Below are 16,707 nucleotides of genomic sequence, written 5' to 3'. Positions count from 1 at the left end.
AGAGTCCATTTTGAACGCTCGTCGACTGGGTGGGCTCATACGTGCTGACTGGTCTCGCACGCCAATTCGCTGTGCTGTCGTTGTCCCATGCGGGAGTGAAGGCCGGATCCCGGATCGGCCTCGCCTCCGTGTTGCTGCTCGCCGCCGCCGGCTCGGTCCATGACGCCGCGGCGCTGAACGAGACCAAGACGCTCTCCTTCCACCACACCCATTCCGGCGAAGACCTCACCGTCACCTTCAAGCGCGACGGCCGCTATGACGAAGCCGCGCTGAAGCAGCTCAACCATTTCCTGCGCGACTGGCGCACCCAGGACGAGACGGTCATGGACCGTCGCCTGTTCGACATCCTCTGGGAAGTCTATCGCGACGTCGACGGCAAGCAGCCGATCCAGATCATCTCCTCCTATCGCTCCCCCGCCACCAACGCCATGCTCCGCCGCCGTTCCTCCGGTGTGGCGCGCTTCAGCCAGCATATGCTGGGACATGCGATGGACTTCTACATTCCGAACGTGCCGCTGGAGCAGATCCGCTTCGCCGGCCTGCGCCTCCAGCGCGGCGGCGTCGGCTTCTATCCGACCTCCGGCTCGCCCTTCGTGCATCTGGACACCGGCAGCATCCGGCACTGGCCGCGCATGACGCATGACCAGCTCGCCCGCGTCTTCCCGGACGGCAAAACGGTGCATCTGCCGACCGACGGCGTGCCGCTGAAGGGCTATGAGCTGGCCAAGGCCGAGATCGAGCGGCGCGGCAGCGGCGACGATGCCGGCAGCAAGCCGAATTTCTTTGCCGCCTTGTTCAGGAGCAAGCCAACTCCCACCGCCGCGAGCAGCGACGAGGACGACGAGGGCGCGCCCGCAACGGCCGCGAAGCCGTCCACGCCGACCGTGGTCGCGGCCGCAGCCAAGCCCGCCGAGCCGGTGCCGACGCCGCGCGCCAAGCCGCAAATCGCCGCAACCCTGCAGCTCGCTTCGGCCGATGCCCAGATCGTTGCGCCGCCCAAGCCGAAGCCCGTGGCCGACAAGCCGGCGACCGGCAAGCCAGTTGAGGGCAAGTCTGTCGAGGGCAAGCTGGAGACCCCGGCCGACATCATCAATGCCCGCGGCTTCTGGGATGATGTCCCGGCCGCGCCGCAGCAGGCGACGCCGGCGCAGGTCGCAGCGCTGAAGGCGCGCCAGGCGCTGGCCTCCGCCGCCACCGATCCGCAACCAACTGCGAGCGTGTCCAACGCAGCCTTCCAGGCGCTGGCTTACGCGCCGGCCGCCTCCCCGGTTGACCGCGCCAATGTTGTCGCCGCCTCCGCACCGATCCCGCGCACTGCCCGCCCCGCGGCTTCCCGCAGCATGGCTCAGGCCACGGAGATCAACACGGTGGTCGGCAAGAGCATCGACGGCAGGATCGCAACTGCCACCCGCATCTCCGCGGCCAAGGGCGAGAGCATCTGGCTCAAGATCGTGATGCTGTCGCCGAGCGCCAGTCGCGCGATGTCGGTGACGCTGATGGGCGAGCTCGACACGGTCGCGCTGCGTGCCTATTTCGTCAAGCCGCGAGTAGTCGTCGCGATGGGTTTTGTCGACGATCCGATGCAGGGCCTGTCCTGCGACAGCTTCTCGGGCAGCGCGACTGCAAAGCTCGAGACGACGTCCTTCGTCGTGCGCACCGCCTCGCTGCGCTGAGTCCCGGGTCCAGCAAGGCTCTTTCTGCTTTCCCTCGTTCGGATTTATCAAGCCGGCAGGCCAGCTGCGAGGAGGCCAGACTCGTGGCGCTGCCGGTCGAGTTCGCGCTTGTAGTGCAGCGTCGCAAGATAGGCTGCCACCGAGAACCCCGGTTCGCGCTTCAAGACTTCGGCGGCGTGAGCGCCGGCAGCGATCGCATTCTTCATCTGCGCGAATGTCGCCGCCAGGAACGCGTGGTGGGTATAGTCGGCGCGCGTGATCCTTGAAAATGCCTCCGCGGCCTCGGCGTATTTCTCCGCGCAATAGTAAGCGCGGCCCAGATGGCTCCAGAAGCGCTCGGGATGATAGGGATTGAGGCGCATCGCCTTCCTGATCCAGTCGATGCCTTCCTCCGGCAGGCCCAGCCAGGTCAGGAGCTCTCCCTGTTGCACGACCACCAAGTCATAATTCGGATTGAGGGCGAGCGCACGCTCCTGATGATAGGCGGCCTTTTCGTAATCGTGATGCGTCAGATTGAGCGCGGCGAGAATCCGGTGCACGTCCGCGTCGTTGTCGTCGAGAGCCAGCGCAATCTCGAGTTCCGAAGCGACCTGCTCGAAGGTCGCCTCGCGGTCGACGCACCAGCCATAAATCCAGCACTGGCCGAGCACGCAGGCCTTCCAGGCATGGGCGTGGGCATAGTTCGGATCCATCGCCAGCGCACGGTTGAGCAGCGTCTGCGCCTGAGCGTTGTCGTCGCGGGTCGACCGGTGATGCAGGAGCTTGGCAGCCAGCACGCATTCGTAGGCGGGCATGTTGTCGGTCTGCTTGCGCTTGGTGCGGTCGTGCGTTGCGGCTTCTACCCGTCCCGGCAACGTCGCCACGATCGCGCGGGTCATCTCGTCCTGAATGGCGAAGATGTCCTGGAGCTCGCGGTCGTAGCGTTCGGCCCAGATGTGGCGGTCGGTCTCCGCATCGATCAGCTGCACCGTGACGCGGACGCGCCCTCCGGCCTTCCGCACGCTGCCCTCGATGACATAGTCGACTCCGAACTCCCGGCCGACGTCCTGGACCTTCACGGCCTTGCCCTTGTAGACGAACGTCGAGTTGCGGGAGATGACAAGCAGGTCGTGAAAGCGCGAAAGCTCGGTGATGATGTCCTCGGTGAGACCGTCCGCGAAGAACTCCTGCTCCGGATCGCCGCTCATATTGGCGAACGGCAGCACGGCGATGGAGGGCTTCTTCGAGACCCCCGGTGGCGTCGGAGCAGTGTTCGCCCCGTCGGGCAGGCTTGCAGGCCCCTCCGCCAGCCGAATGCGGAAGACGCGGATCGGGCGCGCGATATTCTTGACGCTCTGCTCACCGAGATCGTCGAACTGAACTCCGTCCAGCCGGTCGCCAACCTGATCGCGCACCGCGCCTGAAACGCAGACCCCTCCAGGCTCGGCCAGCGCCTCCAGTCGCGCCGCGACGTTGACGCCGTCACCGAAAATGTCGTTCTGATCGAGGATGATGTCGCCCAGATTGATGCCGATGCGGAATTGTATCCACCGCGGCGGCGGAACGTCGGCATTGCGCCGCGCCATGCGGCGCTGAACCTCGGCGGCGCAAAGCACGGCATCGACGACGCTGTAGAATTCGACGAGCATGCCGTCGCCGGTCGTCTTGATGATACGGCCGCGATTCTTGGCAATGGCTGGATCGATGAGTTCGACCCGATGGGTCTTGAGGCGCGCGAGGGTGCCGGCCTCGTCGACCTCCATGAGCCGGCTAAAACCGACCATGTCGGCGGCGAGGACCGCGGCGAGCCTGCGCTCTGGTCCCGGCACATCCATTGCTCGGTCTCTTCACCGAGCATTCTAGCAGACGCAGAGGTTCTGCCCAAGCGTGATGAACGGCAACGCCCGGGCGATACGCCTCAGAGCATCCCCAACGCCTGCATGTAGGTTTCGAGAATGGTCTCGGCCTCGGCGCGCTCGTTGGGGTCCTGCTTGCGCAGCCGCACGATGGTGCGCAGCGCCTTGACGTCGTAGCCGTTGCCCTTGCTCTCGGCATAGACGTCGCGGATGTCGTCGGCGATCGCCTTCTTCTCTTCCTCCAGCCGCTCGATGCGCTCGATGATGGATTTGAGCTGGTCCTTGGCAAATTTCGTCGCGGGCTCGTCGTCGCGGACGGCGGCGGAGGTGGCCATCTTGTACTCCCAATGGAACTGGCAAAACGAGGTGACGCCGGCATCCCTCACCGCGCGTGCTGGGTTGACCCTTAGGGTTGGCGCCGCTTGCGTTCAAGCCGGCATCGCGCTCGTCCACAGCGCGCCCACACCTTCCTGCGCCGAGGCAAAGAAAGCTGTTGTGTGGTGCGACTCAGGGGGCCTGAACGGCAGGGGCGCGAACCAGCTCGTCAGTGCCCATGCCCGTGGGGATGGACCTTGTTCATCGCCTCGATCTGCTCGGGCGTGGCCGTGCCCTGGTATTTCGATTTCCAGGTCTCGTAGGGCATGCCGTAGACGGCCTCCCGGCTCTCGTCCTTGCTCAAGGCGACGCCCTGGGCGTCCGCGGCGTCCTTGAGCCAGTTCGACAGGCAATTGCGGCAGAAGCCCGCCAGATTCATCAGATCGATGTTCTGGACGTCCGTCCGGCTCCGCAGATGGTCGACCAGGCGCCGAAAAGCCGCCGCCTCGAGCTCCATTCTGGTTTTGTCGTCGATTGCCATGACTGTCTTCCTTAAGGCCCGCCCCGATGGTGGTCACCCTTACGGGATCAGGTGGGGTCCTGTCACAGATTTTGCCATATCGCGGTGCAAACGGGCCAAAGCCCGGTTTCAGGGCGCACCCCGGCCCAACGCCAAATCGTCAATGATCTGGTATAGCTTCCGCGACAATGATTGCCGAATCTCCCCGCTTCCCGCTTCGCCTGCTCGCCCGGTTGGTCCCGGTGCTGGTGGTCGCCCTGCTTTGCCTTTGCGCCAGCCCGGCGGCGGCCGACTTCCGCCTCTGTAACAACACCGCGAGCCGGGTCGGCATTGCGCTCGGCTACAAGGATGCCGAGGGCTGGACCACCGAGGGCTGGTGGAACATTTCGTCGCGTTCCTGTGAGACGCTGCTGCGGGGCACGCTGGTCGCCCGCTACTACTACATCTATGCCATCGACTATGACCGCGGCGGCGAATGGTCGGGCCAGGCCTTCATGTGCTCGCGCGACAAGGAGTTCACCATCCGCGGCACCGAGGATTGCCTGGCGCGCGGCTATGACCGGACCGGCTATTTCGAGGTCGACACCGGTGAGCAGCGGGCGTGGACGGTGCAGCTGACCGACGCCAACGAACAGCCGACGCAGCAACGCGTACCTGGCCTGCCCGGTTCGGTTGGCCCGGGCGGCGTTCCGGGTTTGCCCAATAGTCCGCCCGGTGGTACGCCCCCCGCGCCTGGCCTCCCGCCAGCTGCCTCGCCCCCGTCTGGAAATAAGCCATGAGGCGTCTTCGCCGTATCAAGATTCTCGCGACCCTGGGACCGGCCTCTTCGGACCTCGCGATGATCCGCCGCCTGTTCGAGGCCGGCGCCGACCTGTTCCGCATCAACATGAGCCACACCCCGCATGACAAGATGCGGGAGCTGGTGGCGACGATCCGCAACGTCGAGAGCAGCTACGGCCGGCCGATCGGCATCCTGGTCGACCTTCAGGGTCCGAAGCTGAGGCTCGGCTCCTTTGCCGAAGGGGCGGTCCAGCTCCAGAACGGGCAGACCTTCACGCTGGATTCCGACAAGACGCCGGGCGATGCCACGCGCGTCCATCTCCCGCATCCGGAGATCCTGGCTGCGCTGCGGCCGGGCCATGCGCTGCTGCTCGACGACGGCAAGGTGCGGCTGATCGCGGAGGAGACCTCGAAGGAGCATGCGGTGACGCGTGTCGTTGTCGGCGGCAAGATGAGCGACCGCAAGGGCGTCAGCCTGCCCGACACCGACCTGCCTGTCTCCGCCATGACGCCGAAGGACCGCGCCGACCTCGAGGCGGCCCTCGTCACCGGCGTCGACTGGATCGCGCTATCGTTCGTGCAGCGCGCCGACGACGTCATCGAGGCCAAGAAGATGATCCGCGGCCGCGCCGCCGTGATGGCCAAGATCGAGAAGCCGCAGGCGATCGACCGCCTCGCCGACATCATCGAGGCCTCCGACGCGCTGATGGTGGCGCGCGGCGACCTCGGCGTCGAGCTGCCGCTCGAGCGCGTGCCGAGTCTGCAGAAGCAGATGACGCGGATGGCGCGCCGCGCCGGCAAGCCGGTGGTGATCGCGACCCAGATGCTGGAATCGATGATCCAGTCGCCGGTGCCGACCCGCGCCGAGGTCTCCGACGTCGCCACCGCCGTCTACGAAGGCGCCGACGCCATCATGCTGTCGGCGGAATCGGCCGCCGGCAAATTCCCGGTCGAGGCGGTCTCGACCATGAACCGCATCGGCGAGGAGGTCGAGCGCGACCCCACCTACCGCTCGGTGATCATGGCCCAGCGCCCTGCCCCGGAATCCACTGCGGGCGATGCCATCGCAGACGCCGCCCGGCAGATTGCCGAGACGCTCGATCTGCCCGCCTTGATCTGCTGGACCTCATCGGGCTCGACCGCCGTGCGCGTGGCGCGCGAGCGGCCGAAGCCGCCGATCGTGGCGATCACGCCGAACATCAGCGCCGGCCGCCGGCTCGCCGTCGCCTGGGGCGTTCATTGCGTGGTGGCGGAGGACGCGCGCGACCAGGACGACATGGTGAGCCGCGCCGGCCAGATCGCGTTCCGGGACGGCTTCGTCCGCGCCGGCCAGCGCGTGATCATCGTCGCCGGCGTGCCGCTCGGCATCCCCGGCACCACCAACATGGTGCGCATCGCCTCGGTCGGCCCCCAGGGCGAGGCGAACATGTAGGCCGCCAGCGCGCGGCAAAACAAAAAGTCGAAAAACAACCCCATGCACAGTAGCCGGCCGGCTTGGCGGAGTTGCCGGGGTTTCTCGAAAAGGCCCGCTCGAACAACGGCCTGAGCGCGATCAGGTCTCCACTTCGACCGCGTGTCCGATTTTACGCCCCAACCAGCGCCTTCGTCGTCGGCAGCAGCGTCTGCTGCACCACGAGGCCACGGGCGCGGGCGTCCAGGACGCCGACGGCGCGCAGCGCCAGCAGCGTCACGGTCTGCACCGCGTCGCGCATCTTGACGGGATCATCGAGATTGTCGGGCGCGAGCGGCCCGACCAGGGCCTCGTGCAGCGCGCCGAGCAGCGCAGTGGCGGCAAGCGCGGTGTCCTGCGCCGGCAGATGGCCTGCGCGCACGGCAGCGTCGATCCGCGAGGCGATCTCGCCAGCGATCTCGCGTCGGCTGGAAAGCCTGGAGGCACTGACATCGACGTCGACAGGCTCGGCCCGGATGCCCCAGGCCAGCCTGCGCTGCGACAGGGTATGGACCGCCACGGTGGTCACGGCCGCCGCCAGCGCCGAGGACGGGCCCGGCGCGGCATCAGCCGCCCGGCGGATCGCCGCAAGCTCGTCGCGGGAGACCTCGGCAATGAGCTCGGAGATCAGCTCGGCCTTGGAGGGGAAGTAGCGGTAGACGGTGCCAGCCGCGACGTTGGCCCGGACCGCGACAGGCGCGATCTGCACCGCCGCCATCCCGCCTTCCGCCGCCGCTTCCCGCGCCGCCGCCAAAATCGCGCTGCGCCGCGCCGCAAGGCGCTTAACCACTTGATGCGTCCGCCGATAAACCATGGCGCGCTTCCTGTCCCACACGCCGGCCGCACGCCCCGCGGCCGAACGCGTCGTCTCTTCAATAGATGCAAATCGCCCCGCAAGGACTGAACAACTATTCAGAGTGAATGACAAGATGCAAATGAGCCATATGGACGTCACGCAACTCCGAGCTGCGTGGGAGCAGATAGTAAACGCATCCTTGCACCGGCTGATGCGGAAAACCGGTGCAGTTTACCCCAACTTAAAGGCGATCATGCTCAGGTTCTGATGCGCTGTTGTGCGTGGTGGTTCAACTCCGAGAGTGCAATGTCGATTTCCGTCACCAGCAGCGTTCCGGTCCGCGGCGTTGCGCGCTGGCTCATGCCGCTCTGTATCGGTGCCATCGTCTACGTGTTCTTTCTGGGCATCGGCGACATCATGCTGCGCGACTCCGATACGCTGTGGCAGATCAAGATCGGGCAGTGGATCCTCGAACACCGGGCACTGCCCTACAACGATATTTACTCGTTTACGCGAGCCGGCGAGGCCTGGATCTCGAGTTCATGGCTGTCGCAGGTCCTGTTCGCGCTCGTCTACGAGCCATCGAACTGGTCGGGCCCCGTTATCCTGACATCGCTCGCGATCGGTGCGACTGCGGCGATCTTCGTGCACCTGCTCGCGCCCTATCTGGAGCCGGCGCGCGCCTTTCTGCTCCTGACCCCGCTGCTCGCGATGTCGGTCGGCCACGTTCTCGCCCGCCCGCACATGCTGGCCCTGCCTGTCATGCTGGCCTTCGTCGGCGGGCTGCTGGCGGCGGCCGATCGGCGCGCCGCGCCCTCCTGGCTGTTGCTGCCCTTGATGGCTGTGTGGGCCAATCTTCACGGCGGCTTCGTCATGGGACTGGTCCTGATTGGACCCATTGGCTTCGATGCGATCGCAGCCGCCGATCGCAGCGACCGGTTTGCACTGGCGGTGCGCTGGGCCCTGTTCGGACTCGCTGCGCTCGCCGCGAGCTGTTGCACGCCCTATGGCTGGGACACGCTCCTCGGAGCCACGAAGATCCTCAGCCTCGGCAAGCTGCTCTCGCTGATCTGGGAGTGGATGCCGGCCGACTTCAGCTCGTTCAGCCTGTTTGAAGCCGCCCTGCTCGGCTTGATCGCCTTCGGCTACTATGGCGGGCTGACGCTGCGGTGGACCCGCATCCTCCTGCTGCTCGGCCTGGTCTGGGCGGCACTCACCCACGTCAGAAACATCGAGGTCTTTGCCCTCCTGACCCCGCTCGTGCTTGCCAAGCCGTTCGCCGAGCAGTTGGGATCGACGAGAGCTGTGCCACAACAGCCGCGGCTCTCCCTTGCAATGACCGCAATGGCGGCGCTCGTGATCGTTTTTGCCGGCTGGAGCATCACACGCACCTATGCGACGCCGTACCGGTATGCCTTCATCGGCAATCAGAGTCCTGCGGCTGCAGTCGACCTGCTCGAAAGACGGCACGCGCAACGGATCTTCAGCACCGCTCCGATCGGCGGCTATCTGATCACACGCAACATCAAAAGCTTCATCGATGGCCGCGCCGAGCTGTATGGAGAGCAGTTCGTGCTCGACTACTTCGATGCCGTCGAGGGCAAGAACGTGGACACCCTGCTGCGCCTGCTCGAGACCTACCGGATCGACGCGACGTTGCTGAACACCACCATTCCCGCCGCCAGAATCATGGACCATTTGCCGGGGTGGAAGCGGCTCTATGCGGATGACATCGCCGTGGTGCACGTCCGCGACGACGCGCCGGCGCAGCTGCCTTCCGGTGAGCCAGGACAAGGCCGTTAGCTCTCGCAGTCCTTCGCATGCGAGCGGAAAGCTCGCTTTCGGCCATCCTTCGCGGCATCCGGCTGCGGCGGGCTCTCAGGTCGCTTTTGCGGCGGGTATCCGAGGTTCATCACAAGGCGCCTGCCAAAGCGGGCACGTTGAACCATGCACCTTGACCGCTCGTCCGGCTGCTGGCGCTCCTACGAAAAAGAGCCCCGCCAGGGGCGGGGCTCTCGAAAATTCTAGAGGTCGTCCCGGCCTTACTTGAGGCTGGTCGAGATCGACGTGAACTTGGTGTTCAGCGCGCTGCCGAGGTTGTTGACGACGGTGATGATCGCCAGCGCGATGCCGGCAGCGATCAGGCCGTATTCAATGGCGGTGGCGCCGGATTCATCCTTCACGAAACGCGCAACGAGGTTCTTCATAGAGTGCTCCAAATGGGTACACGAGGCTTACAACTGATCTGGTCCTTTCGGCTTCCCAGCGCCGCCCGACCATGGAACCGAACGTAGAGGCAAAGAATTGCGCCGCAGTTAATTCGACTGCGTAAACATCGAGCGGTTTGCTTGTATTCGCTGATGGTAAATCGAAATCCAAAACAGTCCGTTAAATTGTCAGGACATGAAGCCGGCCTGCCGCGGCCGGTTTACCGGAAGTTATGACCGTCGTGGTCCAATGCCGCCCGCTCGGACCGACGCGCGATGAGATGAATCGTTCATCGCGTGTCAGGTTATCGTTCGCGCATGATCCTTCCGGAAGATCGCAGCACATTTTGCGCAGGCACGACCTTCCGGGTCCGGATCATGCACGGACCGACAAGAACAACAGGACGACGAGGCGGCATGTCCCTTTCCTTTGCCAGCAGCATCGCCGTGCAAAGCCGCGCGCGGGCTCTGGTGCCACTGTGCGTCGGTGCCGGCGCCTATCTGTTCTTCCTCTATCTCGGCGACACGCTGCTTCAGGATTCAGACTCGTTCTGGCAGATCAAGATCGGGCAATGGATCCTCGATCACCGCGCCATGCCCACCACCGACTTCTATTCCTTCACGCGAGCGGGCGCGCCGTGGATTTCGACGTCGTGGCTGTCGCAGATGGCGTTCGCCTTCTCCCATGCGCAATGGGGCTGGGCAGGTCCCGTCATCCTCACCGCGGTCGCCGTCGCGCTCGCCGTCGCAATCTTCGTCCATCTGCTCGAGACGCAGATCGAGGCACCGCGCGCCGTGCTGTTCGCGATGCTGGCGCTGCTGCTGTCGGTCCATCACGTGCTGGCGCGTCCGCATATTCTGGCGCTGCCCGCCATGGTGGCGTGGGTCGGCCTGCTGATGGCGTCCGCCGACCGCAGGAGCGCACCCTCCTGGCATTTGCTGCCGCTGATGGCGCTCTGGGCGAACCTGCATGGCGGCTTCGTGCTGGGCCTCGCGCTGATCGGTCCGATCTCGCTCGAGGCGGTCGAGCACGCCGAGAAAGGACGGCGGCTTGCCCTGTTTATGCGCTGGGTGCTGTTCGGAATCGGCGCGCTGATCGCGAGCTGCTGCACGCCGTACGGCTGGCGGACGCTGCTGGGCGCGGCCAACATCCTCAGCCTCGGCGAGCTGCTGTCGCTGATCTTCGAATGGATGCCGGCGAACTTCGCCACGTTCACCTCGTTCGAAGGCGCCCTGCTCGGCCTGATCGCATTCGGCTATTATCGCGGCCTGGTGCTGTCGGCGCCCCGGATCTTCCTGATCCTGTTCCTGACCTGGAGCGCGCTGACCCACGTCAGAAGCATCGAGGCATTCGCGTTCCTGGTGCCGCTGGTGTTGGCCAAGCCGCTCGGCGAGATGTTCCCGCGCGCGGCGCCCGACGCCGCCGGTGCCGACCGCCGGCCGGCCCGCTATGTCACCGTAGCAGGCGCGCTGATGATCGTGGCGGCGGGCTGGACCTCGACGTCGCTCTACATGGGGCACCACCGCTTCACCTTCACGATGACGCAGACGCCGGTCGCGGCAGTCGACGTGCTCGAGCAACGTAAGGCGCAGCGCATCTTCAACGCCTACCAGTTCGGCGGCTACCTGATCTCGCGCGATATCCCTGTTTTCGTCGACGGCCGCGCCGAGCTCTATGGCGAGAAATTCGTCATGGACTTCTTCAAGGCGACCGAAGGCAAGCAGCCCGAGCGGCTGCCGCGCCTGCTCGACGAATACAGGATCGACGCAACGCTGTTGGTCGCCGATGCACCGGGCCCGCAGATCCTCGATCAGCTCAAGGGATGGAAGCGAATCTATTCGGATGACATCGCAGTGATCCATGTGCGAACCGGCGCGCAGGCCGGCGGGGCGCCGGAAGCGGAAACCCCGAAGGATGCTTTCAAATGAGCATGTCCCTTCAACCGCCGATGCCGGCTCCAGCGCGTCGCTGGATCCAAATCCCCCTCATGTTCCTCCCCGCCTTGTCGATCGCAGTGCTGTTCGGCTGGGGCATCCTGATCTCCACCCTCGTCCATCCCGGTTGGATCGGACTGAACCACATCGCCCCCGGCACTGATTGGATGGTGTTCTACGCCGCCGTCAGATCGATGCTTGCCGGCAACCTTGCGCTGGTCCTCGATGGCGAGGCATTCACCGCGCACCTCAACCAGTCGTTCGCATCATGGCTCACGGTGCCCCTGGAGTTCCGCCCATGGTTCTATCCGCCCAGCTTTCTCGTTCTGCTGCTGCCGCTAGCGCCGCTCGGCTTTGCCGGCTCCTATGTCGCGTTCCAGGCTGTGACCGCAGGCCTCTTGGCCTGGGCGCTTCGCAACCGCGCCGAGCAGCCGCAACTGACGCCCTACATCATCGCGGCCGTGCTGGTCTCGCCATCCGCGTCTCTCAATCTGGCCGATGGACAATGCGCCTTTCTCGTCGCCGCACTGCTGGTGGCGGGCGTGAGGCTGCTCCGACCGCGGCCGCTCCTTGGTGGCGCGATCCTCGGACTCCTGAGCTTCAAACCGCAATTCTGTCTGCTCGTTCCGTTCGCGCTGCTGGGTTTGCGCCAATATCGCAGCCTGTGCGCGGCTGCATGCTCGGCATTCGCATTGGCGCTCGCAAGCGCCATGATTTTTGGCATCGAGTTGTGGATTCGATGGATACCGCAGGCGTTCAACAATCTGGTCAGCCCCGATGAGAAATGGCTGGCCTATGGCCGCATCTGGGGTCACAGCGTGTGGGCCTGCGCGGTACTGCTGGGCATGCCCGAGCGGCTGGCCTCGATCCTGCAATTGGGCGCGATCCTCTCGAGCGCGGCGGCGACCTTCGTGGCGTTTCGCTCCTCCCTCAATACCGACAGCAAGTTGATCGTGCTGCTTGCGGCAACCGTGCTGGCGGCCCCGCATTCCGGCCCCTATGATGCGACGCTGCTGGCGGTCGCCATGGTGCTGTGGCTTGCCGCATCGATCGATACTCCGCGCCTTCTCGACTGGCTGATCGGGCTCGGCATCTGGATGGTCCCGCTGCTCAGCCCGGCGGTTTATGTCCCTGCGGGACGTCTGTCACCGCTCCTCACCATCGCTCTCATCGGCCTCGTCTTCGGAAGGGTGCATGGCCGGGCGAGGTCGCGCGAGTCGGAAATTCCGCCGCTTTCTTCAATTCGATCGACAGCTTGCGACTAGGCCCGCGGCTGGGGCTCGAGGCAGGCGTCCGGATCCGGGCGGCGGCCGGTCCTTCCAAATGCGACGCAGACACGGCACACCGCGCTCAAACTCAGCGATCCCATGACATGGATCCTTCCAACAGGCCGACCTTGACAATCCCGGCTCGTCTCTGCCCCGAGCGGCCGGTTGCGATCGCCGTTTTTGCAATACTGGCGGCCATGTCGCTTCTTCCGGTGCTGCTGACGCCCATTCCCGCGATGGTCGATTATCCCAATCACCTTGCCCGCATGTCTATTCTGAGCGGGAACGGCACCCCCCATGCCAATCCGCATTACGAGGTGGCCTGGGCCTTCTATCCAAACCTTGCAATGGATCTGCTGGTCCCGCAGATGGCGCGGCTGATGAGCGTCGAGAACGCCACACGGCTGTTTCTGCTGCTGAGCCAATGGCTGATCGTCGGAGGCGCGCTTTTTCTCGAGCGGGTCCGGAAAGGACATGTCCATTTCGCCGGCTTTGCGGCGCTGGCCTTCCTTTACTGTCTGCCGTTCAGCTGGGGCTTCGTGAACTTCGAGTTCGGAATGGGCCTCGCGCTCTGGGGCGTCGCCGTCTATCTGATTCTGGCAGAAAGCCCATGGCCGCTGCGTTTCGCCGCCAATTTGATCTTCGTCGCGGCGCTGTATGTGGCGCATTTCTTTTCGCTCGGCATCTACGGCGCGACTCTTGGCCTTTTCGAACTGTCGCGCATCCACCAACGGCAGAGTGCCTATCCCGTCGCAGCCGCGCGGTTTGGCGCGTTGGCCGTCCCACCGCTGGTGCTCTTTGCAGTCATGCACATGAACGCGGGCTCGATCGGAAGCGAAGGCACGAGCTGGTTCCTCGGATACAAGCCGATCTGGCCGCTCCGCATCATGAACGGCTACAATCCGACGGTCGCCGCGATCACCGGGCTGGCGCTGATGATCTCGTTGCTCTTCGCCGCAAGGCGCGGCGTCCTGAAGCTCGAGTCGGCCGGAAGCTGGCTCGCGATCGGCTTTGTGCTCCTGTACGTGGTCATTCCCTCCAGGCTGTTCGGAACTTCGTTTGCCGACCTCCGCGTGATCCCCGCCGCGGCGCTGATCCTGCCGGCCTTCTGTTCGCTGTCGCTCCCGAGCCGGGCGTGGAGGATGACCGCGCTCGCCGGGATCAGTGGCATCACACTGATCAACCTCGCCGTCGTGTTCGCGGTGTGGCTGCCTTACCGTGCCGACTACGCGGCGATCATCGCCTCGTTCCACAAGATCGAACGCGGCTCGCGCGTTCTGGTGGGCAACGCGGGCGACGCTGGCGACCCGCCCTTCGCCGACCTCACCTCGTATCCGATGTATTACGCGCCGACGCTGGCCGTGCATTACGCCAACGCGTTCGTGCCCAACCTGTTCACGGAAACGGGCAAGCAACCGGTGCGGGCACGCGAGACCGTGCGCGGTCTTGCCACCCCCGACGGAGGAGTGTTGCCAGCGAGCCTACTCACCGCGATTGCGACGAGCCAGCCGCTGGCGGAGGTGCCGCCGTTCGTACGGACCTGGGCCCGGGACTACGACTACCTGTATGTGCTTGGACCAAGGGCCGCAAACCCGCTGCCAGACCTGCTGGATGTGCTGGACGCCTCGGAGCGATTTGTTCTCTACAAGATCCGCCGCAAGTCCCGGACCGAAGCCGCGGCTGCACAGCGTGGTCGTTCGGGTATCACCGTCCCACTCCACACCTGGCCTCGGCTCCCCTTAGCCCCGTCGAGCCCCCCGCCTCACCCCAATGCCCTCGATCCCTAACGGTTGCGGCAAGGCCACCTTAACCGTCAATGATATAGGCTCCCGGCTGCACCCTCCCAGTCGGAATCTCTTCCATGGCGGCCAATTCCAGATCGATCCGCTACAGCCTCGTTATTCCCGTATTCAACGAGGAGGCCGTGTTGCCGGTCCTGCTGCGCCGGCTCGAACTGGTATTGTCCCGGCTCGACGGGCCGGCAGAAGCGATCTTCGTCGACGACGGCAGCAGCGATTCCAGCTCGATCGTGCTGCGGGCACTCGCCACGCGCGATCCGCGCTTTCGCTATGTCGGCCTGTCGCGAAATTTCGGCCATCAGGTCGCCATCACCGCCGGCATGGACGCCGCCGTAGGTGACGCGATCATCGTCATGGATGCCGATCTGCAGGATCCGCCCGAAGTGATCGAGCAATTGATCGCAAAATGGCAGGAAGGCAACGACATCGTCCACGCCCGCCGCCTGTCGCGCGAGGGCGAGAGCCCATTCAAGCGCGCGACCGCACATCTGTTCTACCGGCTTCTGGGCAGAATGTCCTCCGTCGGCATCCCCGCCGACGTCGGCGACTTCCGCCTGATCGATCGCAAGGTGCTCGACGCCCTTCGGCAGATGCCGGAGCGGGATCGCTTCGTACGCGGCATGATCGCCTGGCTCGGCTTCCGGCAGACCGAAGTCGCCTTCCACCGCCTCGAGCGTGCGGCGGGCGAAACCAAATACCCGCTGTTCAAGATGGTGCGGCTCGCGATGAACGCCGCGCTCGGCTTTTCCGATCTGCCGTTGCGGCTCGCGATCTGGTGCGGCCTGACGGTCTCCGGATTCGCTCTGCTCTACGGAGGCTGGGTGATCCTGATGTGGCTCGGCAACGACAGTCATCTCGTGACCGGCTGGTCCTCGACGATCGTCCTGGTGTCGCTGCTGTGTGGAATCAACATGCTGATGACGGGCATCGTGGGGCTCTATGTCGGCCGCATCCATGCCGAGGTGAAGCGTCGCCCGCTCTACGTGGTGCAGACACGCGCCGGCTTCGATCGCGACGAGACGGCGGCGGCACCCGCGGTCCACGCCGTCAACGAGTGATCCGGCACAAGGACCGGGCTCCTGACGACGGACCAGAACGACTCCCGCGACTTGGTCCAGCCTGTTATCGACCTTCTCAGGCTTGCCGCATCACGTCTTCTCGAGCCGCTCGGGGGCATGAGGCCAACGACGTCGTCTTCAGCACGCCTGATTTATCATTGCGGCGTATCTCGCCGCTTGTGGACGACCGCCACATCGTCGCTGTACACGCGCTGCCACCCGGGCAGCCGGTCAAGCATCGCTATCGCGGGTGTGTTCGGTGCGAGCAGCGTCGCCTTGATCTTGTATTCGTCGAGCAGCTTGAGAAACTCTCCGAGATCGACCAGCGCGAGGGCACGATTGTAGCGATCGATGAACGGTCCCCCGAACAGTTCGGCGCGACCATCAATAAAGGTGGGAATGCCGGCAAAGATCAAATAGCCGCCGAAGGAGTAATCGTTCAGCACGTGCCCGGTCTTGGCAAGGTCGGCGTGAGCAATGGCAGCCTGGGGCGTGATGGCCGCGGCCGGACGTACGTCACGCACCAGGCCCGCCCCACTCATCGCGATCAATACACCGAGCGCGGCCAGATTGAGGCCGCGCGACGAGCCGGCCGCATCGTCGCCGGCAGGTTCGCCGAACTTGCGACTCAGCGGGGCCGCCACATAGAGCGGCGCAAGCATGGCCAGCAGATCCGCATTGCGCATCTGTGCCAGCGCGAAATGGAGCAAGCCTATCACCACCAGCACCCGCACGACCGGCAGCGTGACGCCGCGCGAGAGCGCAAAGATGCCACCCAGCAGCAGCAGCTCGAAGCCGCCTATGTGACCGAAATCCTGCGGCCGCCATTCCGAGATCCAAGCAAGCGCCGGACCGAGGCCGAGTGTCGTCAGCGGCATCAGCAGCGGTTCCGGCCCATGGGGTGTCACGCAGGACGCCGCGACCGCGAGTGCCGTGAACGGCAGCCACCGAACCAGCACGTGCGGCCACTCGCTTCGCTCCTCGCGCAGCAGCGCCTCGAGCACCGCGGGGCCAATCAGCCCAAGCGCCAACACTCCGCTGCCGTGCAGATTGGCCCACACGACCAGCAGC

The 16,707-nt window shown here is 65.1% G+C and carries 13 protein-coding genes and 1 pseudogene; 8 read left to right on the top strand and 6 right to left on the bottom strand.

Annotated elements, in window-relative coordinates; genetic code table 11:
* The first annotated feature begins 41 nt into the window (after positions 1 to 41).
* Positions 42 to 1,673, top strand: coding sequence for a DUF882 domain-containing protein (locus IC50_RS12670; protein ID WP_244429573.1), 1,632 nt, complete (start codon positions 42 to 44; stop codon positions 1,671 to 1,673).
* Positions 1,674 to 1,720: 47 nt separating this feature from the next.
* Here the strand turns inward: IC50_RS12670 and IC50_RS12665 are convergent, their stop codons facing one another.
* The 3 genes from IC50_RS12665 to IC50_RS12655 form a co-directional block, all read right to left on the bottom strand.
* The gene (locus IC50_RS12665) at positions 1,721 to 3,487 is read right to left on the bottom strand and encodes an adenylate/guanylate cyclase domain-containing protein (RefSeq protein WP_035704686.1); all 1,767 of its coding nucleotides are present in this window, start codon (positions 3,485 to 3,487) and stop codon (positions 1,721 to 1,723) included.
* Between the two features lie 83 nt (positions 3,488 to 3,570).
* Positions 3,571 to 3,843 (bottom strand): DUF2312 domain-containing protein, encoded by a 273-nt coding sequence (locus IC50_RS12660; protein WP_035704684.1) that lies wholly within the window; start codon positions 3,841 to 3,843, stop codon positions 3,571 to 3,573.
* 209 nt (positions 3,844 to 4,052) lie between these two features.
* Positions 4,053 to 4,364 carry a DUF1244 domain-containing protein gene (locus tag IC50_RS12655; RefSeq protein WP_035704682.1) on the bottom strand — a complete coding sequence of 104 codons (312 nt, stop codon included), beginning with the start codon at positions 4,362 to 4,364 and terminating at the stop codon, positions 4,053 to 4,055.
* Between the two features lie 167 nt (positions 4,365 to 4,531).
* Here IC50_RS12655 and IC50_RS12650 point away from each other — a divergent pair, with 167 nt between their 5' ends.
* The gene (locus tag IC50_RS12650; RefSeq protein WP_035704681.1) at positions 4,532 to 5,122 is read left to right on the top strand and encodes a DUF1036 domain-containing protein; all 591 of its coding nucleotides are present in this window, start codon (positions 4,532 to 4,534) and stop codon (positions 5,120 to 5,122) included.
* Positions 5,119 to 6,555 (top strand): pyruvate kinase, encoded by a 1,437-nt coding sequence (gene pyk, locus IC50_RS12645; RefSeq protein ID WP_035704678.1) that lies wholly within the window; start codon positions 5,119 to 5,121, stop codon positions 6,553 to 6,555. Before IC50_RS12650 ends, pyk begins: the two co-directional genes overlap by 4 nt.
* 151 nt (positions 6,556 to 6,706) lie before the next feature.
* On the opposite strand, the gene IC50_RS12640 is transcribed toward pyk, so the two are convergent.
* A complete protein-coding gene (locus IC50_RS12640; protein WP_035704676.1) occupies positions 6,707 to 7,387 on the bottom strand; it encodes a helix-turn-helix domain-containing protein in 681 nt (226 codons plus the stop codon).
* Between the two features lie 288 nt (positions 7,388 to 7,675).
* Here IC50_RS12640 and IC50_RS12635 point away from each other — a divergent pair, with 288 nt between their 5' ends.
* Positions 7,676 to 9,172: a hypothetical protein gene (locus IC50_RS12635; protein WP_035704675.1), complete on the top strand. Its 1,497-nt coding sequence runs from the start codon at positions 7,676 to 7,678 to the stop codon at positions 9,170 to 9,172.
* Between the two features lie 239 nt (positions 9,173 to 9,411).
* On the opposite strand, the gene IC50_RS12630 is transcribed toward IC50_RS12635, so the two are convergent.
* Positions 9,412 to 9,576, bottom strand: coding sequence for a Flp family type IVb pilin (locus IC50_RS12630; protein WP_035704673.1), 165 nt, complete (start codon positions 9,574 to 9,576; stop codon positions 9,412 to 9,414).
* A gap of 417 nt (positions 9,577 to 9,993) precedes the next feature.
* Between IC50_RS12630 and IC50_RS12625 the strand changes: the two genes are divergently transcribed.
* The 4 genes from IC50_RS12625 (at position 9,994) to IC50_RS12610 (ending at position 15,636) form a co-directional block, all read left to right on the top strand.
* A complete protein-coding gene (locus tag IC50_RS12625; RefSeq protein ID WP_035704670.1) occupies positions 9,994 to 11,505 on the top strand; it encodes a hypothetical protein in 1,512 nt (503 codons plus the stop codon).
* 59 nt (positions 11,506 to 11,564) lie between these two features.
* The gene (locus IC50_RS12620; RefSeq protein WP_035704668.1) at positions 11,565 to 12,776 is read left to right on the top strand and encodes a glycosyltransferase 87 family protein; all 1,212 of its coding nucleotides are present in this window, start codon (positions 11,565 to 11,567) and stop codon (positions 12,774 to 12,776) included.
* A gap of 107 nt (positions 12,777 to 12,883) precedes the next feature.
* Complete coding sequence (locus IC50_RS12615; RefSeq protein ID WP_244429575.1) at positions 12,884 to 14,566, top strand: hypothetical protein; 1,683 nt, start codon at positions 12,884 to 12,886, stop codon at positions 14,564 to 14,566.
* A 74-nt stretch (positions 14,567 to 14,640) separates the two neighbouring features.
* Positions 14,641 to 15,636 (top strand): glycosyltransferase family 2 protein, encoded by a 996-nt coding sequence (locus tag IC50_RS12610; protein WP_035704666.1) that lies wholly within the window; start codon positions 14,641 to 14,643, stop codon positions 15,634 to 15,636.
* A gap of 155 nt (positions 15,637 to 15,791) precedes the next feature.
* Here the strand turns inward: IC50_RS12610 and IC50_RS12605 are convergent.
* A pseudogene (locus IC50_RS12605) lies at positions 15,792 to 16,707 on the bottom strand (hypothetical protein); the annotation flags it as partial.

The organism is Bradyrhizobium genomosp. I (2014), assembly GCF_000261685.1.
Taxonomy (GTDB): Bacteria; Pseudomonadota; Alphaproteobacteria; order Rhizobiales; family Xanthobacteraceae; genus Bradyrhizobium.
Note: the sequence above shows the minus strand (reverse complement) of the source record. Positions and strands in the feature narration are given on the sequence as shown.